At 72.9% G+C, this 24,860-nt stretch carries 21 protein-coding genes and 1 pseudogene; 13 read left to right on the top strand and 9 right to left on the bottom strand.

Going from position 1 to position 24,860, the window contains the following annotated elements:
* The first annotated feature begins 40 nt into the window (after positions 1-40).
* Together ABZ454_RS29440 and ABZ454_RS29435 are read left to right on the top strand one after the other, a co-directional pair.
* Complete coding sequence (locus ABZ454_RS29440; protein ID WP_359542420.1) at positions 41-775, top strand: ABC transporter ATP-binding protein; 735 nt, start codon at positions 41-43, stop codon at positions 773-775.
* On the top strand, positions 769-3,264 hold the full coding sequence (locus ABZ454_RS29435) for an FtsX-like permease family protein (protein ID WP_359542417.1): 2,496 nt from the start codon (positions 769-771) through the stop codon (positions 3,262-3,264). Before ABZ454_RS29440 ends, ABZ454_RS29435 begins: the two co-directional genes overlap by 7 nt.
* A gap of 278 nt (positions 3,265-3,542) precedes the next feature.
* On the opposite strand, the gene ABZ454_RS29430 is transcribed toward ABZ454_RS29435, so the two are convergent.
* On the bottom strand, positions 3,543-4,223 hold the full coding sequence (locus tag ABZ454_RS29430; RefSeq protein WP_359542414.1) for a phosphotransferase: 681 nt from the start codon (positions 4,221-4,223) through the stop codon (positions 3,543-3,545).
* 293 nt (positions 4,224-4,516) lie between these two features.
* Between ABZ454_RS29430 and ABZ454_RS29425 the strand changes: the two genes are divergently transcribed.
* Positions 4,517-4,717, top strand: coding sequence for a hypothetical protein (locus ABZ454_RS29425; RefSeq protein WP_359542411.1), 201 nt, complete (start codon positions 4,517-4,519; stop codon positions 4,715-4,717).
* Here ABZ454_RS29425 and ABZ454_RS29420 read toward each other — a convergent pair.
* Positions 4,680-6,389, bottom strand: a complete 1,710-nt coding sequence (locus tag ABZ454_RS29420) for a bifunctional 3'-5' exonuclease/DNA polymerase (RefSeq protein WP_359542409.1) — start codon at positions 6,387-6,389, stop codon at positions 4,680-4,682. The two genes, ABZ454_RS29425 and ABZ454_RS29420, sit on opposite strands and share 38 nt — an antisense overlap.
* Before the next feature lie 159 nt (positions 6,390-6,548).
* On the opposite strand from ABZ454_RS29420, the gene ABZ454_RS29415 reads away from it, so the two are divergent.
* From ABZ454_RS29415 to ABZ454_RS29405, 3 genes are all read left to right on the top strand, one after another.
* Positions 6,549-7,460, top strand: a complete 912-nt coding sequence (locus ABZ454_RS29415) for an NADP-dependent oxidoreductase (RefSeq protein ID WP_356319453.1) — start codon at positions 6,549-6,551, stop codon at positions 7,458-7,460.
* Between the two features lie 290 nt (positions 7,461-7,750).
* On the top strand, positions 7,751-8,926 hold the full coding sequence (locus ABZ454_RS29410; protein ID WP_359542404.1) for a DUF2786 domain-containing protein: 1,176 nt from the start codon (positions 7,751-7,753) through the stop codon (positions 8,924-8,926).
* Positions 8,927-9,109: 183 nt separating this feature from the next.
* The gene (locus tag ABZ454_RS29405; RefSeq protein WP_359542401.1) at positions 9,110-11,257 is read left to right on the top strand and encodes an FUSC family protein; all 2,148 of its coding nucleotides are present in this window, start codon (positions 9,110-9,112) and stop codon (positions 11,255-11,257) included.
* Positions 11,258-11,306: 49 nt separating this feature from the next.
* On the opposite strand, the gene ABZ454_RS29400 is transcribed toward ABZ454_RS29405, so the two are convergent.
* Positions 11,307-11,798 (bottom strand): hypothetical protein, encoded by a 492-nt coding sequence (locus ABZ454_RS29400; protein ID WP_359542398.1) that lies wholly within the window; start codon positions 11,796-11,798, stop codon positions 11,307-11,309.
* 251 nt (positions 11,799-12,049) lie between these two features.
* Between ABZ454_RS29400 and ABZ454_RS29395 the strand changes: the two genes are divergently transcribed.
* On the top strand, positions 12,050-12,292 hold the full coding sequence (locus ABZ454_RS29395) for a DUF397 domain-containing protein (protein WP_356319449.1): 243 nt from the start codon (positions 12,050-12,052) through the stop codon (positions 12,290-12,292).
* A gap of 58 nt (positions 12,293-12,350) precedes the next feature.
* Here the strand turns inward: ABZ454_RS29395 and ABZ454_RS29390 are convergent, their stop codons facing one another.
* Positions 12,351-12,848 carry an ATP-binding protein gene (locus ABZ454_RS29390; RefSeq protein WP_356319448.1) on the bottom strand — a complete coding sequence of 166 codons (498 nt, stop codon included), beginning with the start codon at positions 12,846-12,848 and terminating at the stop codon, positions 12,351-12,353.
* Positions 12,849-13,180: 332 nt separating this feature from the next.
* Here ABZ454_RS29390 and ABZ454_RS29385 point away from each other — a divergent pair, with 332 nt between their 5' ends.
* The 3 genes from ABZ454_RS29385 (at position 13,181) to ABZ454_RS29375 (ending at position 16,276) form a co-directional block, all read left to right on the top strand.
* A complete protein-coding gene (locus ABZ454_RS29385) occupies positions 13,181-14,062 on the top strand; it encodes a helix-turn-helix transcriptional regulator (protein ID WP_356319447.1) in 882 nt (293 codons plus the stop codon).
* A gap of 54 nt (positions 14,063-14,116) precedes the next feature.
* Complete coding sequence (locus tag ABZ454_RS29380; protein ID WP_359542393.1) at positions 14,117-15,574, top strand: aldehyde dehydrogenase family protein; 1,458 nt, start codon at positions 14,117-14,119, stop codon at positions 15,572-15,574.
* A gap of 72 nt (positions 15,575-15,646) precedes the next feature.
* Entirely contained in the window at positions 15,647-16,276 is a 630-nt protein-coding gene (locus tag ABZ454_RS29375) for a PadR family transcriptional regulator (RefSeq protein ID WP_359542390.1), read from the top strand.
* On the opposite strand, the gene ABZ454_RS29370 is transcribed toward ABZ454_RS29375, so the two are convergent.
* Positions 16,273-17,697 carry a glutamate decarboxylase gene (locus ABZ454_RS29370; protein ID WP_359542492.1) on the bottom strand — a complete coding sequence of 475 codons (1,425 nt, stop codon included), beginning with the start codon at positions 17,695-17,697 and terminating at the stop codon, positions 16,273-16,275. The genes ABZ454_RS29375 and ABZ454_RS29370 overlap by 4 nt on opposite strands.
* Positions 17,698-17,826: 129 nt before the next feature.
* Positions 17,827-19,113, bottom strand: coding sequence for an ion channel protein (locus tag ABZ454_RS29365; protein ID WP_359542387.1), 1,287 nt, complete (start codon positions 19,111-19,113; stop codon positions 17,827-17,829).
* 145 nt (positions 19,114-19,258) lie between these two features.
* Here ABZ454_RS29365 and ABZ454_RS29360 point away from each other — a divergent pair.
* Positions 19,259-19,519, top strand: a pseudogene (locus ABZ454_RS29360) (MerR family transcriptional regulator); the annotation flags it as partial.
* Between the two features lie 28 nt (positions 19,520-19,547).
* Here ABZ454_RS29360 and ABZ454_RS29355 read toward each other — a convergent pair.
* Positions 19,548-19,913 (bottom strand): YbjQ family protein, encoded by a 366-nt coding sequence (locus ABZ454_RS29355; RefSeq protein ID WP_356319443.1) that lies wholly within the window; start codon positions 19,911-19,913, stop codon positions 19,548-19,550.
* Positions 19,914-20,061: 148 nt separating this feature from the next.
* Here ABZ454_RS29355 and ABZ454_RS29350 point away from each other — a divergent pair, with 148 nt between their 5' ends.
* Positions 20,062-20,778 carry a VTT domain-containing protein gene (locus ABZ454_RS29350; RefSeq protein WP_359542384.1) on the top strand — a complete coding sequence of 239 codons (717 nt, stop codon included), beginning with the start codon at positions 20,062-20,064 and terminating at the stop codon, positions 20,776-20,778.
* Positions 20,779-20,810: 32 nt separating this feature from the next.
* Here the strand turns inward: ABZ454_RS29350 and ABZ454_RS29345 are convergent, their stop codons facing one another.
* Together ABZ454_RS29345 and ABZ454_RS29340 are read right to left on the bottom strand one after the other, a co-directional pair.
* Entirely contained in the window at positions 20,811-22,508 is a 1,698-nt protein-coding gene (locus ABZ454_RS29345; RefSeq protein ID WP_356319441.1) for a threonine/serine exporter family protein, read from the bottom strand.
* A 140-nt stretch (positions 22,509-22,648) separates the two neighbouring features.
* Positions 22,649-23,143 carry an inorganic diphosphatase gene (locus ABZ454_RS29340; protein WP_123460069.1) on the bottom strand — a complete coding sequence of 165 codons (495 nt, stop codon included), beginning with the start codon at positions 23,141-23,143 and terminating at the stop codon, positions 22,649-22,651.
* An 86-nt stretch (positions 23,144-23,229) separates the two neighbouring features.
* On the opposite strand from ABZ454_RS29340, the gene dacB reads away from it, so the two are divergent.
* Positions 23,230-24,735 (top strand): D-alanyl-D-alanine carboxypeptidase/D-alanyl-D-alanine-endopeptidase, encoded by a 1,506-nt coding sequence (dacB, locus tag ABZ454_RS29335; protein WP_359542379.1) that lies wholly within the window; start codon positions 23,230-23,232, stop codon positions 24,733-24,735.
* Positions 24,736-24,860: the final 125 nt, after the last annotated feature.

The following is a 24,860-nucleotide window of genomic DNA, read 5'->3' as shown; positions in this document are numbered from 1 at the left end:
TGCGATGTGCCCCGGAAGCGCCGCCGGTTGAGTGGTGCCCATGAATCACGCAGCTGTCCGACTCCGTTCGGTCACCCGGTCCTACGGCAGGAACACCGGCGCGGTGACCGCGCTCGACGGGGTCAGTCTGGACGTCCCCCGGGGCACGTTCACCGCCGTCATGGGCCCTTCCGGCTCCGGCAAGTCGACCTTGCTCCAGTGCACCGCCGGGCTCGACCGGCCCACCGGCGGGCAGGTGTTCCTCGGCGACACCGAACTGACCGGACTCAGCGAGCGGAAGCTGACACTGCTGCGCCGCACGCGCATCGGGTTCGTCTTCCAGGCGTTCAACCTCCTGCCCTCCCTCAGCGCCGAGCAGAACGTCGCCCTGCCGCTGCGGCTGGCCGGACGCCGGCCGAAACGGGCCGAGGTCCTCGACGTGCTGGAGCGGGTCGGGCTGCGCGAACGGGCCGCGCACCGGCCCGGTGAGCTGTCCGGCGGCCAGCAGCAGCGGGTGGCCCTGGCCCGTGCCCTGGTCACCCGGCCCGACGTGCTGTTCGGGGACGAGCCCACCGGCGCTCTGGACTCCACGACCGGCCGGCAGGTGCTGACGCTGCTGCGCACCATGGTCGACGGCGGCCAGACCGTGATCATGGTGACGCACGACCCGGTCGCCGCCTCCTACGCGGACCGGGTGCTGTTCCTGGCCGACGGCCGGGTGCGGGACGAACTGTCCTCCCCGTCCGCCGAGCAGGCCGCGGCGCGCATGACGCGGATGGCGGCGGTCCCGTGCTGAGCCTGGCGCTGCGGGGCATGCGGACCCGCTGGGTGACCTTCGTCGGCTCCTTCCTCGCGCTGGCCCTCGGCGTGGGGATCGTCGCCACCACCGGGATGGCCCTCGCCGCCACGCTCGACGCGCCCCGGCACGGCCCCGAGCGGTTCGCCGCCGCCCCCGTCGTCGTCCGGGGCGAGGACCGGTTGCGGGTCCGGACCCCGATCGGCGTCCGGACCCGGGAGCTGACCTCGCCCCGGCCCGTCCCGGCGGGCCTCGCCACCGCGCTCGCCCGGCTCGGGCGTACGGCCGAGGACCGCACGTTCCCCGTCTCGGTCGCCGGCTCCCGCCTGGACGGGGACGGCGGGGGGACGGTCGGCCACCCCTGGCCGGTCGCGGCCGCCACCCCCTACCGGCTGGCCTCCGGGCGGGCGCCGGCCGCCGCCGGAGAGGTGGTCGTCACCGCGGGGAACGGCTCCGAGGTGCGGACGGGGGACCGGATCAGGGTCGTCACCCCGGCGGGGACCGCCGTCCGGACCGTCGTCGGCACGGTGCGCCCCGCGGGGTTCGAGACCGCCCTGTTCTTCACCGCGGCCGAGGCCGCCCGGATCTCCCCGGTCATCGACGCCGTCGTGGTGCACGCGGATGCCGCGGCCGTGCGTGCGGTCGTGGACCGGGAGGAGCGGATGGCGGTGCTCACCGGCGACGACAGGCGCCGGGCGGACCCCGACCCGGACCGGGACGCCGAGGCGCTGACCTCCGTGAACGCGCTGCTCGGCACGGCCGCCGGCATCACCGCGTTCGTCGCCGTCTTCGTGGTCGCCTCGACGTTCTCCTTCGCGGTCGCCCAGCGCCGCCGCGAGTTCGGCCTGCTGCGCACGGCGGGCGCGACTCCGGGCCAGGTGCGGCGCATGGTGTACGCCGAAGCGGTCGTCATCGGCGTCCTGGCGTCGGCGGCGGGGTGCCGACTGGGCGTCCTCGGTGCGCCCCGGCTCGCCTCCTGGATGGTCGGTGAGCAGATCGCGCCCCGCTGGTTCGCGATCGGCGGCCAGAGCTGGCCGCTGCACACCGCCTTCTGGACCGGACTCGCCGTGGCACTGGCCGGCGCGGTCGCCGCCTCGCGCCGGGCCGGGAGGGTGGGGCCGGCGGAGGCGCTGCGCGAATCAGCCGTCGACAGCGGCTCGATGCCGTTGAGCCGGGTGCTGCTGGGCGCCGCCGCCTTGCTGACCGGGGCCGTGCTGCTGGGGACCGCTCTCGTCCAGGACCCCGGAAGCGTCCTCAAGCGCAAGACCTACATCATCCAGCCGATGCTGCTGATCGTGGGGTTCGCGCTGTTCGCCCCCGTGCTCGTACGGCCCGTCACCCGCCTCCTCACCTGGCTGCCCGCCCGGCTCCCGGGTGCCACCGGCGTCCTGGCGAGGGAGAACGCCTCGGCCGGGCTGCGCAGAACGGCCGCGATCGCGGCACCCGTGATCGTCACCGTGGCGCTGGCCGCCTCGCTGCTGGGTACGACGGCGACGCTCGAGGAGGCGAGGGCCACCGAGGTGCGCACCCAGGTGACCTCGGACTTCGTGATCACGGCGGACCGCGAAGGCGCCGCGCTGCCCCCGCGGTTCGTGGAGCGGGTCCGGCGGATCCCCGGCGCCGTCGTCAGCGCCTCGCGCTCCACCTCCGTGACGGTGCTGGAGGAGGGCACGGCGCTGGTCGGCTCCGAGGCGCGGGCCGTGGACCCGGCCGATGCGGCAGCGGTGTCGGCGCTGCCCGTGGTGGCAGGCAGCCTCGCCGGTCTCGACGACGGCTCCCTCGTGGTCAACGAGGAGTGGATGACCACGACGGTCGGCGAGCACGTCGGCGTCTGGCTGGCCGACGGCCGCAAGGTCACCCTGCGGGTGGCGGCCGTGCTGAGCACCGGAACCGGCGACAACGGTGTGTACGTGACCCCGCGCAACGCCGGGGGCGCCGCCGTCGACCGGATCGACGTCAAGGTGGTCGGCGACACCGGGCGCCCGGCCGTGGCGGCGCGCCTGGAGGCGGCGGGGCGGGCGACGGGCGCCAAGGTGGCGACCAGGGCCGAATGGCTGGCGCAGAGCCACCGGCGGACCGGTGGGAACACCCGCCTCGGAATGCTCATGATCCTGCTCATCGCTCTCGTGTACACGGGGATCGCGCTGGCCAACACGCAGGTGATGGCCACCTCCGACCGGGTACGTGACCTGGCGGTGCTGCGGCTCGCCGGGGCGACGAAAGCGCAGGCGCTGCGCCTGGTGGGGGTCGAGGCCCTGGTCGTGGTGGCGGTGGGTGCGGTGCTCGGCGGGGCGGTGGCCGCGCTGAATCTGCTCGGCGTACGGTCCGCGCTGCGCCTGCTCGGTGTCCACTCGGCCGTGGTCACGCCGTGGGACGCCATCGGCACGGTCCTCGCGGTGAGCGCGCTGCTGGCCGTGGTCTTCGCGGTGCTGCCCGCCTCGCTCGCACTGCGCACCCGGCCGGTCGAACTGGCGGGGACGCGCGAGTAGCCGAGCCGGGCCGGGTCCGGTCGAACGGTCGGGCGGGCGCGAGTAGCCGGGCCGGGCCGGGTCGAACGGTCGGACGGGCGCGAGCAGTCGGGCCGGGTCCGGTTGAACGGTCGGGCGGGCGCGAGTAGCCGGGCCGGGTCCGGTTGAACGGTCGGGCGGGCGCGAGTAGCCGGGCCGGGCCGGGTCGGACGGTCGGGCGGGCGCGAGCAGTCGGGCCGGGTCGGGTCGAACGGTCGGGCGGGCGCGAGCAGTCGGGCCGGGTCCGGTCGGACGGGGCTTCAGGCGGAGAGCGCGGTGACCAGGGCCACCGCCTCGCCGATGAGGGCTCGTTCGGCCGGGCTCATCGTCGGGTTAGCGGCGCGGCGGGCCGCTACGTCGGCGAGGTGCCGGGCCGGGATGCCGCCCTCCGCCTGGAGGTGGGGCATCAGGGCGGTCAGCAGTTCGCGTCCCCCGGCGGCCGCCGGATGGGCCGGATCGACCGCCACCTGGGCCAGGATCAGCGCCGACATGGCCCGGTCCAGGGCCGGCGGCCCCTCCTCCGTGTTGCTCCAGTCGATCACCACCGGGCCGTCGGGGGTCAGCATCACGTTGTCCGGATGCAGGTCGAGGTGGAGGATGCGGTCCTCGGGGTCCTGCGAGAGCCGGGCGGGGACGGTGTGCAGATCGGCGAGCAGCCCGGCGAGTACGGCGGAGCCCTCGGCGCCGTCGATGTCGCCGCTGAGCAGGGCCTCCAGCATCGTCGGTCCGGTCAGCCGCTGCAGGACCAGATCGCCGGGTCCGGCCGACGGGGGCTGCGGGCCGAGCCGGGGGACCGGATAACCCGAGGCCGAGAGGTAGGACATGACCGGCAGTTCGCGGGTGGCGTCCAGTCCGTCGCGGTAGCGCCGCAGGACCCACAGCTCGTCCAGTTCGTATACGTCGGCGGAGCGCCCGCTGCCCAGCATCTGGCCTATTCGCATGGGAGGAACCTACTCGCGCGGGCCGCACGCGGGGAGATCCGCCGAGCGTGTTCCGCCGTATCGCAGCCGGTCGTGACAGCCCCATAACGCGACGCGATGAGGCGGACGGGATCTCCTGAAGCTGACGCCCACGCGGCTACGTTGACGGCAATCCCCCGAAGTCAAGGCGCGAGCGCGCCGACGGCGCGGGGCGGCCGGCGAGCTCGTCGCGGTCGCGGCCGGCGAGGTCCGTCACGAGCGTGGCCGCAGTAGCCTGGAGTTACGCGCGGGACGGCCCGAGGAGGCCATGACCCATGGACATCCTGATCACCGCAGCGGTAGTCCTCGGCATGATCGCCGTGGTGGCGCTCGCGATCCACACGCTCAACGCACGGCACCACCACCGGCATCTGGCGGCTGCCCGGTACGACCACGGCCTTGCCGCCTTCGACGGCTCGAAAGGCGGGGCCGAGGACGTCACTTCGCGTCCGAGTACCGTTCCACCACCGCCGTAGTGAACGGGAAGCGCACGGGTGTGTCGCCGAAGACGGTCCGTCCGGCCAGTTCGCCGGCCGCCCGGATCGCCTCCACGACCGTCTCGGCCTCCTCCTGGGGGCAGTGGACGATGACCTCGTCGTGCTGGAAGAAGACCAGTTCGGCGCGGAGCCCGGCTGCCGCGATCGACTGCCGCAGCGCGGCCAGGAGCACCAGCGCCCAGTCGGCCGCACTGCCCTGCACCACGAAGTTACGCGTGAAGCGGCCCCGGGCCCGGGCGTCGGAGGAGGCGTACCCCGGAGTGAATCCGCCGTCCGCCGCGCCGGAGCCGTCCACCCGCGGATCGTCGCTCTCCTGCGGGATGCCGGCTTCCCCCTCGTCTCCGGCACCCGTGGCGGGCGGGCTTGTGCGGCCCAGCCAGGTCCGTACGAGACGGCCTTCCTCACCGGCCTTCGCGGCGTCGTCCACATACGCCACCGCGTGCGGGAACCTGCGGCGCAGCGCGGCGAGGTTCTTCAGCCCGTCCCCCGACGTCTGGCCGTAGACCGCGCCGAGCAGGGCGATCTTCGCGTGGTCGCGGTCGCCGTGGAAGGCCCGGTCGGACAGTGCGGTGTACAGGTCGCCGTCATGACCGGCCACCTCCATCAGGCCCCGGTCGCGGGAGATGGCGGCCAGCACCCGCGGCTCCATCTGGTCGGCGTCCGCGACGACCAGCCGCCAGCCGTCGTCGGCCACCACCGCCCGCCGGATCACCTTGGGGATCTGCAGCGCCCCGCCGCCGTTGGTCGTCCAGCGGCCGCTGACCGTACCGCCCGGCTGGTACTCGGGGCGGAAGCGGCCGTCGCGGACCCAGTCCTGGAGCCAGCTCCAGCCGTGGGCCGTCCAGATCCGGTACAGCTTCTTGTACTGGACGAGCGGCCGCACGGCCGGGTGGTCCAGCTCCTCCAGCTCCCAGCGGCGGGTCGAGCGCACCTTGATGCCCGCCTGCGCGAACGCCTTCACCACATCGGCGGGGAGGTCCGGGCGCACCCTGCGGCCGAACGCGGCGGACACCTCGTCCGCCAGCTCGGCCAGCTTCCGGGGCTCGCCGCCGCCCGCGTACCGCTCGCCCAGGAGCTCGTGCAGCACCTCGCGGTGGACATCGGCCCGCCAGGGCAGGCCCGAGCGGTTCATCTCCGCGGCGACCAGCATCCCGGCGGACTCGGCGGCCGTCAGCAGACTCATCCGTCCGGGCCGGTCCGTGGCGTCGTGGCGGGCGAGCTGGTCCGCGTACACCTGGAGGAGGGCATCGAACGACAGCTCCGCCCCGGAGCGCGGTTCGAACAGGGAGGACTGGGAGCCCGGCACCGCGGCGCGCGGCGGCGGATCGGCTGGCACCGGGCCGCGCAGCAGGCGGGCGTGGGCGGCTGCGGCGGAGCGGGGTTCGCCGAGGCGGCCCTCGTGCCCCAGCAGGAGGGCTTCGGCGACCTCGATGTCGTAGCAGCGCGCGACCGCGACCCCGGCGGCCAGCAGCCGGGGGTAGACCTCGGCCGTCGAACGCCACACCCAGCGGGTGACTCCGGGGCGGGAGCGCACGGCCTCGGCCACATCCGGCTCGGTCACGACCGGGGCGGTGGGGCGGCCGGCGCGGTCCAGCGGGGCGAGGCGCGCGCCACCGCTCTCCGTGACGGCCACAGCCCAGCGTTCGGTCATGGATTCGAGTCTGGCACCCGGCACTGACAGCGAGGCGGGGCGCGCGGGCGGGCGCCGGCTGGAAGGATGGATCAAGGCCTGGGGCCCGCTCCGGATCCGCTGCGCCGAGGAGGCCCGGGGCCTGGTCCGGATCCGCTGTGCGAGGAGGCAGACGACACGATGGAAGCGATCGTTTTCGAGGAGTTCGGCGGGCCCGAGGTGCTGCACCCCGCCCGGGTGGAGGATCCGCATCCCGGACCCGGGCAGGTGCGGGTGAAGGTCCGGGCCGCCGCGGTCAACCCGATGGACTACAAGATCCGGCGGGGCTGGATGGAGGACGTGTTCCCGACCTCGCTGCCGGCCGTCCCGGGCGTCGAGTTCGCCGGGGTGGTCGACGTGACGGGTGAGGGGGTCGACGGTGTCGCGGTGGGCGACGAGGTGCTGGGCTGGAGTGCCACCGGTTCCTACGCCGAGTACGCCCTGGCCGACGCCGCCCTCGTCGCTCCCAAGCCCGCGGAGCTGAGCTGGCCGGACGCGGCCGCGCTGACCATCGCGTCGAGCACCGCTCAGCGGGTCCTGGACGAACTCGCCGTGGACGAGGGCGAGACCCTGCTGCTGCACGGGGCGGCCGGAGCCGTCGGATCGGCCGCGGTCCAGCTGGCGGCGGCCCGCGGCGCGACGGTGATCGGCACGGCCTCCCCGGGCAACCACGACTATCTGCGGGTGCTCGGCGCGACCCCGGTGGAGTACGGGGACGGGCTGGTGGGCCGGGTGCGCGAACTCGCTCCCCAGGGTGTGGACGCGGTCTTCGACGCGTCGGGGCGCGGCGCGCTGCCGGACTCCATCGAGCTGCGCGGCGGCACCACCGACCGGATCGTCACCATCGCCGACCCGGACGCGGCGACGTACGGCGTGGCGTTCTCCGGCGGCGGCTCCCGGTCCAGGGTGCAACTGGCCGAGCACGCCCGGCTCGCCGCCGTCGGCGAGCTGCGGGTGCCCGTCGCCGAGACGCTCCCGCTCGCCGAGGCGGCCAGGGCGCAGGAACTGAGCGAGGCGGGGCACGTACGCGGGAAGGTCGTCCTGCTGCCGTGACCCGCGGGCGGCGGGGGAGCGGGTGAACGGAGAGCGGGTGAGGGAAGGGCGGGCGACGGGGGAGCGGACGACGGGGGAGCGGGCGACGGGAGAGAGGGGTCGCCGCGAGGGTCACCCTGGCGGTCGTGTGCCAGCGGTCGTGCGCCGGCGGTCGTGTGCCGGCGGTCGTGTGCCGACGGGCGTGTGCCGGCGTTCGTGCACCGGTCGCGAACCGGCGATCGCGAACCGGCGTTCGTTGTCCACAGGGTGTGGATGAATTCCGCCCGCCCCGCCCTGCCTACCCTGAACCCATGGAACCGGTGATCGACCAGGCCTTCGCGGCCGCCCTGTACTCCGACGGCGACGCCGGCCTCGACACCGGCGCGTCCCTCCTCGCCGCCGACCCGGCGTCCGACGCGGAGCTGCTGCGCCGGGGCGAGGAGTTCGTGCGGCGCGCCTGGGACCGGGGCTGGCTGCCCGCCGACCTCGTGCGCATCGTCCGCCGTGAACGGGACGAGCACGCGGCCGGTCTGGCCGCCGGGCTGATCGGTGCGGAGGCCCGGCGGCACGAGGTGCTGCCGCCCCGCTGGCAGGCCCAGCTGGACGAGCTGCCCGCCCCGCCGCCGGCGGGGCGGCCGGACCGCTTCTCGTACGCCTCCGCACTCCTGGGCCTCTACCGCCTGCTGCTCCGGCTGCCGGCGATCGAGCCCGTCGGGCCGCCGCCCGGCGCCTTGCGTGACAGCCTGCACCTCCCGCCCGCGCACGACGAACCGCGCATGCTGACCCGGATCCGCGCGCTGCTGGCCAAGGCCGAGGCGACCGGCTTCCCCGAGGAGGCGGAGGCGCTCACCACCAAGGCACAGGAGCTGATGGCCCGGCACAGCATCGACGAGGCCCTGCTGGCGGCCCGTACGCACAGCGGCAGCGTGCCCGGCGCCTGCCGGATCGGGGTGGACGCCCCGTACGAGACGGCCAAGGCGATCCTGCTCGACGCCGTCGCCTCGGCGAACCGCTGCCGGGCCGTGTGGAACAGCGACCTCGGCTTCTCGACGGTGGTCGGCTTCGAACCGGACCTGGAGGCCGTGGAACTGCTCCACACCTCGCTGCTCGTGCAGGGCACCGCGGCGATGACCCGGGCCGAGGCGGGCCAACGGGCCGGCGGCCGCAAACGGACCAAGACCTTCCGGCAGTCCTTCCTGATGGCCTACGCCCAGCGGCTGGGCCGCCGGCTGGCCGACGGCACCGCCCGCGCCACCGCCGAGGCCGACGCCGAGGGCGCCTCCTTCGGCGCGCCGTCCGCCGGGGCCGGTCTGCTGCCCGTGCTCGCCGCCCGGGACGTGGCGGTCACGGACACCGCCGAGAAGATGTTCCCCGAGACGACGACCACCCGGGTCCGCGGTGCCACGGACCTGGACGGCTGGACCCACGGGACGGCCGCGGCGGACCGGGCCAGGATGGGCGGGAGCACACCGGAGATCTCGGGCTGAGGCGACGGACCCGCCCCGGAGGGCTGCCCTCGGGGCAGGGGCCCTGCCCTGCCCTCCCCCGACGGCACCCCAGACCCGACGGCACCCCGCCCCCGGCGCCTCCACTTCCGGAACCGACCGGCGCAGCGGGAAACGGCACCCGATAACTCGGGGCATATCGGCAATTCCGGTTAGGCTCTGGGCATGAGCTGGCTCCGGGCGCTGAGGGAGACCGCCCGCTCGGGGCTGACGATCGAGAGAAAGCGCCTCGAACCGCTGATCGCCATCCGCGGCGCGGCCGGACTCGCCCTGGTGCTGGGGGTGACGCTCGCCCTCTTCGGGCCGGTCGTCGCCGCCAGTTCCGCGTTCGGCGCGTTCCAGGCGGCCATCGCCACCTTCCAGCGCAGCTGGCGCCCCCGTCCGGTGCTCGCCCTGGTCTCCGGGTTCAGCCTGGGCGTGTCGACGTTCCTCGGCTACGTCACCGGCTCCCATCTGGCGCTCTTCATGGTCCTGCTGGTGCTCTGGACCTTCGTCGCCGGACTGGCGTGGGCCGCGGGCCCGACGGGCGGCATCATCGCCGCGTCCAACGTCGCGATCATGCTGGTGACGATCACCCTGCCCACCTCCGTGGCCGAGGCGGCCCTGCACGCCCTGATGATCACGTTCGGCGGGGTGGTCCAGGCGGTGCTGATCGTGCTGTTCCCGGTCCGCAGATGGGGTGCCCAGCGTGATGCCCTGGCCGACGCGCTGGCCGCCGAGGCCGACTACGCCCGCAGGCTGCGCCACGACCCGGTCGCCCACTTCGACCCGGTCCCCCTGATGGAGGCCCGCAGGGCCGCGGCCGTCACCGCCCGCCAGGCCCGCCACCGCCCCGCCGAACTGCACGGCTCGCGCGGCGTCGCCGAGCGGATCAGACCGGTCCTCGCCTCCCTCGCGGACCCGGCGATGGGCGTGCCGTCCGAGGGCCCGGAACGCGACCGGGTCCGTGAGCTCCTCGCCGCCGCCGGCTCCCTGCTCGACGCGGCCGCTCGGGCGATCCGCCACGGCGACCCGGTGCGGATCCCGGCGCCCGCCGTCGCCGCCCTGAAGACCCCCGACACCGGCGCGTTGCTCACCGGCCCTCCGCTCCGCGCCGCCGACCGGCTGAGCGCCCTGCTCTCCGACGTCATCGAGGCCGCCGAGGGCGACGGCACGAAGGAGGAGCGGGCCGGGGCGGCGGGGGCGGCCGACGCCATCGAGGCCGGGCGGGGCGGCCGGATCCCCGCCGCGCACCAAGACCGGCCCACCCTCCTGCGCCTGGTCCCGGTCGTGGTCAGGTCGATGCGCCGCGAACTGAGACCCGGCTCCCCGATCCTGCGCCACGCGATCCGGATCTCCGCCGTCGCCGCGGTCGGCTACCTGCTGGGCCGGGCGCTTCCGTACGGGCACGGTTACTGGGCGCCGATGGCGGCCGTCATGGTGATGCGGCCGGAGTTCTCCCGGACGTACGAGCGGTCCGTGGCACGCTTCGGCGGCACCGTCGTCGGGGTCTTCGCCGCCAGTGCGATCGTCCAGGCGGCCCACCCGCGCACCGGGCTGTCGGCCGCGCTCGCGGTGGCCTGCGCCCTGCTGATGTACCTGCTGATGCGCACCGGTTACGCCGTCGGCCAGGCCTGTGTCGCCGCGTACGTGGTCTTCCTGCTCGGCATGGCCGGCGACGACCTCTCGCAGACCGTGCTCGAGCGGGTCCTGCTGACCCTCTTCGGCGGGCTCCTCGCGATGGTCTCGTACGCCGTCTACCCGGCGTGGGAGACCCCGCGGTTGCGGGGCCGGCTCGGCGACTGGCTGAAGGAGGACGGCCGGTACGCGGCCTCGGTCGTCGACCAGTACGCCGATCCGGCCGCCCGCGGGCACGAGGACGTCCGCCACGCGCTGCTCGCCACCCGGAACGCCCGCGTCGCCTGGCAGGAGGCGGTGGCCACCGCCCAGCACGAACCGGTGCGCCACCGCGGCCTCTCGCACGCCGCCGCCGACGACACGCAGCACGCGCTCGTCCAGCTCGGCCGGGTCGCGATGCTGATGGAGGCGCACCTCCCGGAGGGCGGCGCCACCCCCGTACCGGCGGCCGCCCCGCTCGCCGAGGCGCTGCGGCGGGCCACCGAGCAGGGGGCGAAGGCGGTGCGGGAGCGGCGCGTACCGGACTGGACGGCGGTGCGCAGGGCGCTGGAGACGTGGGACGAGGAGGAGCGGACGCGCGAAGGAGGGCCGGAGCCGGTCGTACGGAACGGGGCCGGCCTCCTGCTCGAAGCTCTGGAGGAGTTCTCCCAGGGCCTGGACACCGGCTCGCGGTCCCACGCGTCCGACGACGACTGAGAGGCTGCCGCCCGGACGGGCGACGGGCGGATCGGGGGGCTGCCCCGGATCACGGGATCGGCAGGTCGGGCAGGCCCTCCAGCGAGTCGGCGTCGGTCTTGGCGAGGGTGTCCTTGGCGCCGCCGTCCCACGAGACGACGACGGTCCTGCCGTCGTTGGACTCGACGGTTCCCACGGTCCGGCCGGTGTCGCCGTCGGCGCACGTCAGCGTCAGCGCCGGCTTGGCCGCGTCCTCGGCGGTGCCGGAGCAGACATGGGAGTCGGCGACGACCACGGCCTTCCCGGATGCGACGGACAGCACCACGGCCTTGCCGTCGGTCTGCCCGGCCCAGGCGCCCTCCAACTCCTCGAGGCCGCCGGCGTGGCCGTCCGTCCCGGAGCCGGTGTCGCCGCTGTCGCTGCCGGTGGGAGCCGGGGCGGCGGTGGAACCGGCTCCCTTGTCCGCGCTGTCCTTGCCGGTGTCGCCGCTGCACCCGGTCAGGGCGAGAAAGGTCAGCAGTCCGGTGGCGACGACGGTGCCGGTACGTACGACTTTGTGCATGCTGAATTCCCCCTGGATGACGAATGACCGTCCAAGCTACCAGTGAGTCGCAACCGTGTCGGAACGGTCAACTCCCGGAATGGGGAGCGGAACAGGCCGCTCGTTCGTCTTTCTTCTGCGGAGCGCTGTAACCGGGGGAACACCCCCCGTGCACGTGCATCTGCCCGTGCATCCGCTCATGCACGGGAAATTGAACACAGCTATGATCCGAGACAGTTGACACTTGCACTTTGCAACTCGGGGAGCGTCCTGTGCACCACGTGTACAACGGCATGGCGGCCACAGAGCTTCGCGGAGTCGTCTGGCAGAAGAGCAGGCACAGCAACTCCCAAGGCTCCTGCGTGGAGTTCGCGAAGCTGCCCGGGGGAGACGTGGCCATGCGCAATTCACGCCACCCCGACGGGCCGGCGCTGGTCTACACGCCCGCGGAGATAGAGGCGCTGCTGCTCGGCGTGAAGGACGGCGAGTTCGACCACCTCGTCGCGGAGGCCTGAACCCCTTTCGGTGCTCAGGCCTCGGGCGGAGCGGACGGGCGTCCCGTCCGAACCCGGGTCACGCCGGGTCGGACAGCCGGAAGAGCGCCCAGACGACCTTTCCGCGCGGCGCCGAACCGGCGGAGCTCTCCGCGGTCAGTACGGGTGAGGGGTGCCAGCCCCAGCAGTCGCTGAAGGAGTCCACGAGGAACAGGCCGCGGCCCGACTCCGCGGAGTCCTCGGCCTCGGACGCGACGGGGCTCGCCTGGCTGGGATCGCGCACCGCGCACACCAGCCGCGAGGTCCAGCGCATCAGATGCAGCCGGACGGGCGGGTCCTGGGGCTCGCGCGGGGTGTCGGCGGGCAGGGCGTGCCGCAGGGCGTTGGTGACCAGTTCGGAGACGACGAGCGCGACGTCGTCGAAGCGCTCGCTCAGACCCCAGCCGCCCAGGGTCGCCCGGGTGAACTGCCGTGCCCCGCCGACGGCTTCGTAGCGGGCGGGCAGGGTGCAGGTGGCTGACCCGGAGACGGCCGAGGGATCGATGGGGGGAAGCCCCTGCCGTAACGGCTCGAGCATCGTCGATCCATTCGTCCCCATGCGAGGCACTCCCGGGAATCGCGGCTGTATCGGTACTGCGGGTACACGGGTACAGCGGCACAACACGAACGAGCACGCAGGTGCGCGAGGCCCATCGTTCCCAATGCGCAGAGCAGATGCAAGGGCAGATGCACGTGCACGCGCCGGACCTGTCCGATACCGTGCCGGTTCTTGCTCATTTCTTCCTGTACGTAGTTTCGAGGCCTCCTGAAAGTCTTCCCATTTCCGTAATCGAATGAGTACGGGCTGAAGCGTTTTGATGGCAGAATCCGGCTCTTGGGGTTCGGGGGGACCCCGAAGTCCAGGAAGCGATGGGGAGGGCTGGACCAGTGGCGGCAGGCGAGTCGAGTGGATCCGTGGTGCGGCGCATCCTGCTGGGCTCGCAGCTCAGGCGGCTGCGGGACTCACGTGGCATCACCCGTGAGGCGGCCGGCTACTCCATCCGGGCTTCCGAATCGAAGATCAGCCGCATGGAGTTGGGACGGGTGAGCTTCAAGGCCAGGGACGTCGAGGACCTGCTCACGCTGTACGGAGTCACGGACGAGGCGGAGCGCGACTCCCTGCTCGGTCTGGCCCGGGAGGCCAACGTGGCGGGCTGGTGGCACAGTTACGGGGACGTGTTGCCCGGCTGGTTCCAGACGTACATCGGCCTGGAAGGCGCGGCCTCGCTCATCCGGATCTACGAAGTCCAGTTCGTGCACGGTCTGTTGCAGACCGAGGACTATGCGCACGCGGTCGTCTCGCGGGGCATGCGCGGCGCGCCCGCCGCCGAGATCGACCGCCGGGTCGCCCTGCGACTGGAACGCCAGAAGGCCCTCGTCTCCGAACGGGCCCCCCGCTTCCACGCCGTACTGGACGAGGCGGCGCTGCGCCGCCCCTACGGTGGGCGGGAAGTGATGCGCACCCAGTTGCGCCACCTGATCGACATGTCGGAACGGCCGAACATCACGCTCCAGGTGATGCCGTTCAGCTTCGGCGGACACGCGGGTGAGAGCGGTTCTTTCACGATGCTGCGATTCCCGGAATCCGATCTGTCGGACATTGTCTATCTGGAGCAGCTGACAAGTGCGCTCTATCTGGACAAGGCCGAAGAAGTCGCCCAGTACGAAAAGGCGATGGTCCGGCTCCACGAAGACAGCCCGGGTCCGGAGGAGAGCCGGGATCTGCTCCGTGGTCTTCTCCAACTCTCCTGAAATTTCAGTACGATGACGTACCGACAGGAGTCTGCACCTGCAGTAAGGGATCGCATGTCCTTCTTCCACGAGCTGGCCGCCCAGTACATCGACGGTGAATGGCGCACCGGTACCGGCTCGTGGGACATCATCGATTTCAATCCTTACAACGGGGAAAAGCTCGCCGCCGTCACCGTCGCCACCGCCGACGAGGTCGACCGCGCCTACCGCGCCGCCGAGCGCGCCCAGCGCGACTGGGCCGCCACCGGTCCCTACGAGCGCCGCCGCGTCCTGGAGCGGGCCCTTCGCGTCACGGAGGAACTGGCCGACGGCATCGTCGAGGCGGTCATCGACGAACTGGGCGGTACCCGGGCGAAGGCGCTGTACGAGCTGAGGGCCGCCCAGGACTTCCTGCGCGAGGCCGCCCACCAGGCGCTGCACCCCGGGGGCCGGATCCTGCCCTCCCCGGTGGACGGCAAGGAGAACCGCCTCTACCGGATTCCGGTCGGCGTCGTCGGCGTCATCAGCCCCTTCAACTTCCCTTTCCTGGTGACGATGAAGTCCGTCTCGCCGGCCCTGGCGCTCGGCAACGCGGTCGTCGTCAAGCCGAACCAGAACGCGCCGGTGACCGGGGGCGGGCTGATCGCCCGCATCTTCGAGGAGGCCGGGCTGCCGGCCGGGCTGCTCAACGTCGTCGTGACCGACATAGCCGAGATAGGGGACGCGTTCATCGAGCACCCCGTCCCCAAGGTGATCTCCTTCGCCGGGTCGGACCGGGTGGGACGCCATGTCGCCGCGACGGCGGGCGCGCTCTTCAAGCGCACCATTCTCGAACTCAGCGGCAACAGCGCCTTGGTGGTGCTCGACGACGCGGACATCGACTACGCCGTCGACTCCGCCGTCTTCAGCCGCTTCGTCTACCAGGGCCAGGTCTGCATGGCCGCCAACCGGATCCTGGTGGACCGTGCCGTGGCACCCGAGTTCACCGAGAAGTTCGTCGCCCGGGTGGCCGCGCTCCGGACCGGCGACCCCCGCGACCCGCAGACGCAGATCGGCCCGGTCATCGACACCTTCCAGGCCGACGCGCTGACCGCCCTGGTCGACCAGGCGCTCGCGGAGGGGGCCACGGCGCTGGTCCGGGGCCGTACCCGCGGCAACCTCGTCGAGCCCACCGTGCTCACCGGGCTCCCGGACGGCTCGCCGCTGCTCTCCCAGGAGATCTTCGGCCCGGTGGCGCTGCTGATCGAGTTCGACGGCGAGGAGGAAGCCGTACGGATCGCCGACAGCAGTCCCTACGGGCTCAGCGGCGCCGTGCACACCGCCGACGCCGAACGCGGGGTGCGCTTCGCCCAGCGGATCGACAGCGGAATGTTCCACGTCAACGACGCCACCGTCCAGGACGATCCGCTGGTCGCCTTCGGCGGGGAGAAGGACTCCGGGACCGGCCGGCTGAACGGCGAGGCGGCGGTGGAGGCGTTCACGACCCAGAAGTGGATATCGATCCAGCACGGCCGGAGTGCCTTCCCGCTCTGACCGGAGTGTCGTCCCGCTCCGGATCACCCACCGCTACGCTCGTCGAAGGTGTGAGTGGAAAGGTGGGTGGGCATGTCGGCGATCCGGTTGCTGGTCCTCTGCGCCGTGCGGCAGCACGGCCGGGCGCACGGCTATCAGATCCGCAACGACCTGGAGTACTGGGGCGCCCACGAGTGGTCCAACGCCAAGCCGGGGTCGATCTACCACGCACTGAAGCAGATGGCGAAGCAGGGCGTGCTGCTCGCCCATGAGGTGGCGCCGAGCACGGCGGGCGGCCCGCCGCGCACCGAGTACGAGATCACCGCACGGGGCGACGAGGAGTACTTCACTCTGCTGCGCGCGGCGCTGACCTCGTACGACCAGAAGCTGGACGTGCTGTCCGCCGGGCTGGGCGGCATCGTCGACCTGGAACGGGGCGAGGCCGTGGCCCTGCTCAAGGAACGGGTGGCGGGCCTCGCCCGGTGGCGGAGCTCGGTCACCGGGTACTACACGCCCCCGGCGGGCCCGGAGTCGATCGGCCACATCGGCGAGATCATGAACATGTGGGTGCACTCGGCGGACGCCGGCGCGGAGTGGACCCGGGGGCTGATCGAGCGCATCGAGGGCGGGGCGTACACCTTCGCGGGCGAGGGCGAGCCGTTCGTCGGCGTGCTGGCCGAGGGCGAGAAGAACCCGTACGCGACCGGCTCCGCCGGCCCTTAGTGGTGGAACGACGTCGCCGCGGCGTGGTCCCGGGTCAGCGGATGCGACTGCCCGCGCAGCTCCGGCAGCAGCAGCCGCAGGTCCTCCAGCAGCAGTTCCGCCAGGTCCGACGAGAAGCCGTTGCGGCACACGATCCGCAGCACCGACAGGTCCTCCCGGTTGGCGGGGAAGGTGTACGCGGGCACCAGCCAGCCGCGCTCCCGCAGCCGGCGCGACACGTCGAAGACGTCGTACGCCGTCACCTCCGGCTTGGTGGTCAGCGCGAAGACGGGCAACTCGTCGCCCCGGGTGAGCAGGCGGAAGTCGCCGAGTTCCTCGATCTTGTCCGCCAGCCCCATGGCCACGTCACGGGACGCCTGCTGCACGGCCTTGTATCCCTCCCGGCCCAGTCGCAGGAAGGTGTAGTACTGCGCCACGACCTGTGCGCCCGGCCGGGAGAAGTTCAGCGCGAAGGTGGGCATGTCGCCGCCCAGGTAGTTGACCCGGAAGACGAGTTCCTCGGGCAGTTCCGCGGGTGAGCGCCACAGCGCCCAGCCGACGCCCGGGTAGACCAGGCCGTACTTGTGCCCGGACGTGTTGATCGAGGAGACCCGCGGGAGGCGGAAGTCCCACACCAGATCCTCGTCCAGGAACGGCGCCACCATCGCACCCGATGCCCCGTCGACGTGGACGGGGATGTCCAGGCCGGTGCGCTCCTGGAGGGCGTCGAGTGCGGCGCAGAGTTCGGCGATGGGCTCGTAGCTGCCGTCGAAGGTGGAGCCGAGGACGCCGACGACGCCGATGGTGTTCTCGTCGCAGAGGTCGGCGGCGGCCTGCGGGTCGAGGTGGAAGCGGTCGCCCTCCATCGGGACGAGGCGCGGCTCGACCTCCCAGAAGGTGCAGAACTTGTCCCAGCAGACCTGCACGTTGACGCCCATGACGAGATTGGGCCGGGCGGTCGAGGGGTAGCGGTCCGTGTTCTTGGCCGCCCAGCGGCGTTTGAGCGCCATGGCGGCCAGCATGCAGGCCTCGCTGGACCCGGTCGTCGAACAGCCCACGGCCGCCGAGGGGTCCGGGGCGTTCCAGAGGTCGGCGAGCATCGCCACACAGCGCCGTTCCAGCTCGGCGGTGCGCGGGTACTCGTCCTTGTCGATCATGTTCTTGTCGCGGCACTCGCCCATCAGCACACCGGCCTGGGGCTCCATCCAGGTGGTGACGAACGTGGCCAGGTTGAGCCGCGAGTTGCCGTCCAGCATCAGCTCGTCATGGACGAGGCCGTACGCGGTGGCGGGCGGCAGCGGTCCGTCCGGCAGCTTGTGCCGGGGCGGCGCGGACTCCATCCCGGCGGTCGGGTCGGCCTCCCCGAAGAAGGGGTTGAGCGCGAGCCGGCGCCGCTTCTCGGAGGGTTCGGTGGTGTGGGTGGCGCCCTTGTGGAGCGGCATCGCGGACCTGCCCTTCGCAGCTCTCATCGACAGAACCGAATGAGTCAAACAATTCGGACAGAATCAGACGATACGGATAGTGGGCGACTCCGGCGCGTCGGGCGGGCTGCCCGCGGCGCGCCGTCCCGCTCAGCGCAGCGGCGTGCCGTCCGCGCGCAGTTGCATCTGCGGCCGCCCGGTCACCAGCAGCCAGGCCGGCAGCGTGGCGACGCACAGCAGGGGGAGCAGCCTCATGTCGGAGGCGAGCACCGCCGCCGTGAACAGGCTCAGCCAGCCCTGCCGGGTGACGGCCAGCAGGACGCCCAGCACCCCGCACGTCACGGCGAGGGCCACCGGCACCCCGCCGGCCAGGGCGTGCGCGCACAGCCCGAGCGCGACGCCGCAGAACACCGCGGGGAAGATCCGGCCGCCCCGGAAGCCGCAGGTCGCGGCCACCAGCAGGGCGACGGTCTTCACCACCGCCATGACCGCGAACTCCCCCGCCGACCAGCCGTCCGGATCGGCGGCCAGTACCTTCACCTCCTCCAGCCCCTTGAACAAGGTGAGGTGCCCCCCGAGGGCCCCGAGCAGGCCGAGCAGCAGCCCGCCCGCGGTCAGGGCCAGGACCGGGTGCCGCAGCGCCCGGAAGGCGCGGTGCACGTGGGGGAAGGCGTACACCGCGGCCAGTCCGAGTGCCGCACCCGCGGTGGCGATCACGCACGCGGAGAGCAGGTCGCTCCAGTGGGCGTGGGGGTAGGCCGGCAGCGACAGGTCGAAGGTGGGGTGGGCGGCCAGCGTCATGGTGACCGCGCCCGCCGCCCCCGCGGTGAGCGGCCCGAAGAGCCGGTCCCACAGGGCCCCCGGGCCGGCGCGTGTGGCGAGCGTCTCGGAGAGGATCAGCGCGGCGGCGACCGGGGTGCCGAAGAGCGCGCCGATGGTGCCCGCGGCGGCGAGCGCGACCCACAGCGCGGCCGGGGCGCCGGGGGTCAGCCGGCGGCCGGCCCAGTAGGCCAGCGCGATGTTGGCCGCGGTGATGGGATTCTCCGGACCGAGGCTGACGCCGCCCGCCAGGGCCAGGACCGTCACCACCAGCAGTCCCGGCACCACGCCGGGCGCCAGCGGCGGGTCGACCAGCCCCATGGTCGCCGGGTCGGGGCCCGCCCGGCCGGGCACCGCCCGGATGGCCAGTCCGGTCACCAGGCCCGTCGCGGTGAGCATCACGATCATCCACAGCGAGGAGTACCGGCCGACCGACAGGGCGTCGGGCAGCGTCTTCCAGAGGACGTCCTGCAACTGTTCCGCGAGCAGGCTGACGCCGAGCAGGACGAGGGCCGAGACCACGCCGACGGCCAGGGCGGGCACGATGACCAGCAGGAGCCGGCGTGCGGGGGCCGGCTCGGCGGAGACGGCGGAATCGCCGGCGGATGCGGTGGCCATCGGCTCACCATAGCCATGCAAAACGCCTATAAGCCCCCAAATGGTGCAGTGCTCTCGGCGTTTCGGAGGTGCACCTCACGTCGCGTCAGGGGCGAGGCTCGGACGCGTACCACCCAGGGATGGAGCGGGGAGCCGTGAGCACTCCGTGGGACCGGTCCCCGGATACGCCGGAGTGACGGTGCGCGCCCTGCGCCACGACGACGGCAGCGGACTGCTCGCGCCCGGCGCGCGCAGCCACGCGGGTCGCCGGCGTTGCGACGACGCCGACCTCGGCCGGCCGCGGCGGATCCTGTTCCACCGGGAGCCCGGCTTCGCGCTCGACGGGATCGCGGTCCTGCTCGACGACCCGGACGCGGACCCGCAGGAGCACCTGCGCCGCCGGCACGCGCTGCTGTCGCACCGGATCGCCGGGCGCCCCGCCCCCGGCAGACCGCTCAGTTCCTGCTGATCACCGCGGCGGTTCCGTACGCACAGACCTCCGTGCCGACGTCGGCCGCCTCGGACACGTCGAACCGCATCATCAGCACCGCGTTGGCGCCGCGCGCCCGCGCCTGCTCGACCAGCCGTTCCATGGCCTGGTTGCGGGTCTCGACGAGCGTCTTGGTCAGCCCCTTCAGCTCGCCGCCGATCATGGACTTCAGTCCGGCGCCGATCTGGCTGCCGAGGTGGCGGGACCTGACCGTCAGACCGAAGACCTCCCCGATGACCTGGGTCACCTGGTGGCCGGGTACGTCATTGGTGGTGACGACCAGCACGTCGGACTGTGTCGCCTGACCGCCGCCGTAATCCTCAATGCCCATGGGGTGGCACCTCCTGGGGAAGAGTTTTGCCCCGGTTCGCCCGGTGTGCATCTTCGCGGGGGTCGATGGAACCGGGAGGGGGGCTGCGGCGTTGATAGTTTTGGGCGGCCACGCAGCCGCCATCGACCACATCCTGGAGCCCGGACCCTTGAATACGCTTGCGCTCGGACCCAGCTGGCTGGACCCGGACCACCTCATCGGGCAGTTCGGGCTGATCGGTGTGCTGGTCATCGTCTTCGCCGAGTCCGGGCTGCTGATCGGGTTCTTCCTGCCCGGCGACTCGCTCCTGTTCACCACGGGTCTGCTGGTGACGACGGGCAAGCTGGACACCCCGCTGTGGCTGGTCTGCCTCCTGGTCGGGCTGGCGGCGATCATCGGCGACCAGGTGGGGTACCTCTTCGGCCGCAAGGTCGGCCCCTCGCTCTTCAACCGGCCTGACTCCCGCCTCTTCAAGCAGGAAAACGTCGAGAAGGCCCACGAGTTCTTCGAGAAGTACGGCCCGAAGTCGCTGATCCTGGCCCGCTTCGTGCCCGTCGTGCGGACGTTCACGCCGATCATCGCCGGTGTCAGCCGGATGAACTACCGCTCGTTCATCACGTTCAACATCATCGGCGGAGTCCTCTGGGGTGTCGGGGTGACGCTCCTGGGGGCGGGGCTCGGCCGGATCGAGTTCGTGCACCAGAACATCGAGGCGATGCTGGTCCTGATCGTGCTGATCTCGGTCGTGCCGATCGGCATCGAGTTCCTGCGCGCCCGCGGCAAGTCGAAGAAGGAAGCGGCGTCGGGCGGGGCCGAGGCCCAGGACCCGGCTGCCGGCGGCGGCGCGGCCGCGAGCCGTCGCGGCGGCCGCCACGCCAAGCGCTGACACCTCCGGGGACCGGGAGCGCCCGCCCCCGGTCAGAAGCCGCGCGTCCGCTTGGCCGCGCGGCGGTTCGCTCCGCCGACCGCCCCCGGCACCCGCATGAACAGCCGCGAGATCTCGCTTCCCAGATTCACCCCGATGGCGATGGCCAGCGCCGTCGCCACCGCGGTCGACAGCGAGGCGAGCCCCCGGTCCAGTTCGTTCTGCGCGACGCCCAGCAGACCGAAGTACGTGGCCGAGCCGGGCAGCAGCGGTCCGATCGCGGCCGTGATGAACGGCAGCGACGAGGTGTAGCGGTAGCGCGAGAACAACTGCCCGAACAGCCCGACGAGGCCGGCCGCGGCGGCGGTGGCCGCCACCGCGGAGAGGCCGCCCGTCCGGGCCATCGCGGCGTAGATGATCCAGGCCACCCCGCCGTTGAGGGTCACCGCCAGCACCGTGGCCCGCTCCTGCTGGAGCAGGATCGCGAAGGAGAGGGTCAGCACCATCGACGCCAGGATCTGGATCACCGGCCGGTCGTGGGTGATGAACCGCGCCTCCGGGTCCAGCTCCGCACCCAGTTGCAGCCCTCCGTAGAGAGCGAGCAGCACCCCGGTGACGATGGCGATGAAGAAGTACATGACCTCCAGCAGCCGGGCCGCCGCGGTGATGTAGTAGCCGGTCAGGCCGTCCTGCACACCGGCGACCAGCGCCCGCCCCGGCAGCAGCGCGAACAGTCCACCCGTGATCACCGCCGAGGGCCGCACGTCCGACCAGTGGGTGAGCGTCAGCGCCACGCCCATCGCGGCGGGCGGCATCGCCGCCACGACGAACTGGTAGAACTCCGGCAGCCCGCGCCCGGCACACAGCCAGGCCAGCCGGTCGCCGAGCATCGCTCCGAGCGCCGCGATCAGGAACACCAGGGGCCCGCCGCCGACCAGCACCGATGCGGCGCCCGCCAGCCCGCCGGCGGCCAGCGTGAGCACCCAGCCGGAGTACGGATGCCGGTTGCGGCGGATCTCCGCCAGCCGCCGGTAGGCCTCCTCCAGCGAGATCTCGCCCTCTTCGGTGGTGATGTCGTCGATGAGCCGGAAGACCGCCGCCAGCCGGGTGTAGTCGGTGCCACGGCGGCGTACGGTCCGGCTCGCCGTCACCGGGTCGTCGACCAGCGACGGCTGGTGCGAGATCGACAGCAGCGTGAAGGTGACGGTCGGCTCGCAGCGGTCGAGCCCGTAACTGCGGGTGACCGCGAACATCGCCGCCTCGACGTCCTCGGCCCCCTCGCCGCCGGCGAGCAGCAATTCCCCGATACGCAGGGTCAGGTCGAGCACGCGTGGCACCGCGGGGCCCGCGTCGTCGTGCCGCTGCACCGGTTCCGGAGCCGGACGCTCGGCGACCGGCATCCGCAGCATCGTGCGCATCCGGTCCTGCCAAGGGGCCTCCTTGGTCAGCCGGATCATCGGGACGCCGTGGGCGGGCGTGAAGGCGGGCGGGGAGTTCCGGGCGTCGTAGGTGCGCGGCGGAGCGAAAGCGGAACCGATCGTGTCCGAGCCGGAAGCGGAACCCGTTGCCGGGCCGGACGCCGGGCCCGGTGGCTCGGGTGTCACACCGGAAGGCAGAGAGAACTCCGACGTCGGATGGTCGTCGTCCGACGGCGAGGTGGACCTCCCGACCCCGGCGGGCTGGGAGAAGGCGCTGCGCGCCTCGTCGGACTGGGGCTTCTGGTCATCGGGACCGCCCGGTTCCGCCACCACTCGACCTCGATCCTCGTCGGCTGCGCATCCTCGGCTGCGCTCCTGCCCAGTATGGCCGCGCCCAAGGGTGGGCATGCGAACGGGCGGCACACCCCTGGAGGTGTACCGCCCGGCAGCTGTTCAGAACCGCAAGCGGAACGTCAGTGCGCGCCGCCCTGCGCCTCGAGGCGCTTGTACGAGTTCTCGATCTCGGCCTCGGCCTCGGCGCGGCCGACCCAGTCGGCGCCCTCGACGGACTTGCCCGGCTCCAGGTCCTTGTAGACCTCGAAGAAGTGCTGGATCTCCAGGCGGTCGAACTCCGACACGTGGTGGATGTCGCGCAGGTGCTCCACCCGGGGGTCGGAGGCCGGCACGCACAGCAGCTTGTCGTCGCCGCCGGCCTCGTCCGTCATCCGGAACATGCCGATCGCGCGGCACTTGATGAGGCAGCCGGGGAAGGTCGGCTCCTCCAGGATGACCAGCGCGTCCAGCGGGTCGCCGTCCTCGCCGAGGGTGTTCTCGACGAAGCCGTAGTCCGCCGGGTAGCTGGTCGAGGTGAAGAGTCGACGGTCCAGGCGGATCCGACCGGTCTCGTGGTCCACCTCGTACTTGTTCCGCGAACCCTTAGGGATCTCGATAACGACGTCGAACTCCACGGGTGGCTCCTCCATGATCAACACATACGTCTGGTGGTTAAGTGTCCCCCACGGAGATGTGTGCTCGCGAAAGGGGCTGGTCAACGGTGGCTGAACCGGTGAAAAGACCGTCGATCAATCCGTTTTCGGCGCGGGGCGTCACGGCCCTCACGGACCGGCTGGGCATGCGCAACGGACTGAGCGACCGGCAGTTCACGGCTGTCTCCGCCGTCCTCGGCCTGGCGCTCGCAGCCGGCGCCGTCTTCGCCGCCGGTCCCTGGGACGAGGGTCAGCGTAAGGCCGAGCAGGACTGGGCGGCCGCCCGGTCCCGTACAGGTGGCGCACATCACGAGCCCGCCGCCCCTTCGGGCCCGGCCCCGGCGCCCAGCGCCCCGGCCGTCCTCGCGGCGCTGGGCACCGGCGCCGACGACTCCGCGCCGGACGCCCCCGGGGCCCCGGAGGGAGCGGCGGCAGCCCTCCGCGGCCTGCTGGAGCCCCTGCTGAGGGCCCCCGCGCTCGGTACGCGGCGCACCGCCGTCGTCATCGACACCGCCACCGGCAAGCGGCTGTACGGGCTGGGTGCCGACACCCCCATGACGCCCGCCTCCACCGTCAAGATCGCCACCACGGTCGCGGCCCTGACCGCACTCGGCCCCGACCACCGCATCCCCACCACCGTCCGGGCCTCCGCCGACCTGCGCACCGTGACCCTGGCCGGCGGCGGCGACCCCACCCTCGACCGGGCGGCCCTGCGCTCCCTGGCCGCCGACACCGCCCGCGCACTCAAGGACGGCGGGGTCCGCTCGGTGCGGCTGCGGTACGACAGCTCCGGCTACTCCGGACCCGCACTCCACCCGATCGGCCCCAACGAGAACATCGCACCCGTCAGCGCCCTGATGATCGACGAGGGGCGGCTCGACGACACCTCCAGCGGCCCCGCGCCCCGCAGCGACGACCCGGCCCGCGACGCCGCAGACGCGTTCGGCGAACTGCTGGAGGAGGCCGGGATCACCACCGGGGACGGCGCCGCCCCCGGCCGGCCGGCCGCGAAGTCCCGGCCCGTCGCCAAGCACCTCTCCGTCCCGCTGTCCGCCCTCGTCGAACGCGCGCTGACCAACAGCGACAACGACATCGCCGAGGCACTCGCCCGGCAGACCGCGCTCGCCACGGGCCAACCCGCCGACTTCAAGGGCGGCCGACGAGCCGTCACCGCGCAGCTGAAGAAGCTGGGCCTGCCCCTGAAGGGCGTGAACATCGCCGACGGCAGCGGGCTCGACCGCCACGACAAGGTCACCGCCGCCCTGCTCGCCGGGCTCCTGGCCCGCGCGGCCGACCAGGACCATCCGGAGCTGCGCCCCGTCCTCACGGGCCTCCCGGTGGCCGGCTTCAGCGGCACGCTCAGCGACCGCTACACCACGAAGACCGGCGGCACCGGACTGATCCGCGCCAAGACCGGCACCCTCACCGGCGTCAACACCCTCTCCGGCACGGTCGTCGGCCCCCGCGGCCGGCTGCTCGCGTTCGCGTTCCTCGCGTCGGGCACCACCGCCCCGTCCGAGGCGCAGTCGGCGCTCGACGCGCTCGCGACCGCACTGGCCGCCGGCCGGGGGTGAGGGGCCGGCGGGCGGCCCCGGACCGGTCGGCCACGCCCCGGCACCCACCCGCCGGGCCTCGCCGGCCGAAGCCGGCGCCCCGGCCGCCGAGCCGGTCAACACCTCACCGCATCAAGGGCCGAGCA

Origin of the sequence: Streptomyces sp. NPDC005803 (assembly GCF_040630435.1) — a bacterium.
Taxonomy (GTDB): Bacteria; Actinomycetota; Actinomycetes; order Streptomycetales; family Streptomycetaceae; genus Streptomyces.
Note: the sequence above shows the minus strand (reverse complement) of the source record. Positions and strands in the feature narration are given on the sequence as shown.

Bases quoted from the DNA above. Each gene is read 5' to 3' on its own strand.
- ABZ454_RS29440 (WP_359542420.1), top strand. From the start codon at position 41: ATGAATCACGCAGCTGTCCGACTCCGTTCGGTCACCCGGTCCTACGGC.
- ABZ454_RS29430 (WP_359542414.1), bottom strand. From the start codon at position 4,223: ATGCGAATAGGCCAGATGCTGGGCAGCGGGCGCTCCGCCGACGTATAC.
- ABZ454_RS29425 (WP_359542411.1), top strand. From the start codon at position 4,517: ATGGACATCCTGATCACCGCAGCGGTAGTCCTCGGCATGATCGCCGTG.
- ABZ454_RS29420 (WP_359542409.1), bottom strand. From the start codon at position 6,389: ATGACCGAACGCTGGGCTGTGGCCGTCACGGAGAGCGGTGGCGCGCGC.
- ABZ454_RS29415 (WP_356319453.1), top strand. From the start codon at position 6,549: ATGGAAGCGATCGTTTTCGAGGAGTTCGGCGGGCCCGAGGTGCTGCAC.
- ABZ454_RS29410 (WP_359542404.1), top strand. From the start codon at position 7,751: ATGGAACCGGTGATCGACCAGGCCTTCGCGGCCGCCCTGTACTCCGAC.
- ABZ454_RS29405 (WP_359542401.1), top strand. From the start codon at position 9,110: ATGAGCTGGCTCCGGGCGCTGAGGGAGACCGCCCGCTCGGGGCTGACG.
- ABZ454_RS29400 (WP_359542398.1), bottom strand. From the start codon at position 11,798: ATGCACAAAGTCGTACGTACCGGCACCGTCGTCGCCACCGGACTGCTG.
- ABZ454_RS29390 (WP_356319448.1), bottom strand. From the start codon at position 12,848: ATGCTCGAGCCGTTACGGCAGGGGCTTCCCCCCATCGATCCCTCGGCC.
- ABZ454_RS29385 (WP_356319447.1), top strand. From the start codon at position 13,181: ATGGGGAGGGCTGGACCAGTGGCGGCAGGCGAGTCGAGTGGATCCGTG.
- ABZ454_RS29380 (WP_359542393.1), top strand. From the start codon at position 14,117: ATGTCCTTCTTCCACGAGCTGGCCGCCCAGTACATCGACGGTGAATGG.
- ABZ454_RS29375 (WP_359542390.1), top strand. From the start codon at position 15,647: ATGTCGGCGATCCGGTTGCTGGTCCTCTGCGCCGTGCGGCAGCACGGC.
- ABZ454_RS29370 (WP_359542492.1), bottom strand. From the start codon at position 17,697: ATGCCGCTCCACAAGGGCGCCACCCACACCACCGAACCCTCCGAGAAG.
- ABZ454_RS29365 (WP_359542387.1), bottom strand. From the start codon at position 19,113: ATGGCCACCGCATCCGCCGGCGATTCCGCCGTCTCCGCCGAGCCGGCC.
- ABZ454_RS29355 (WP_356319443.1), bottom strand. From the start codon at position 19,913: ATGGGCATTGAGGATTACGGCGGCGGTCAGGCGACACAGTCCGACGTG.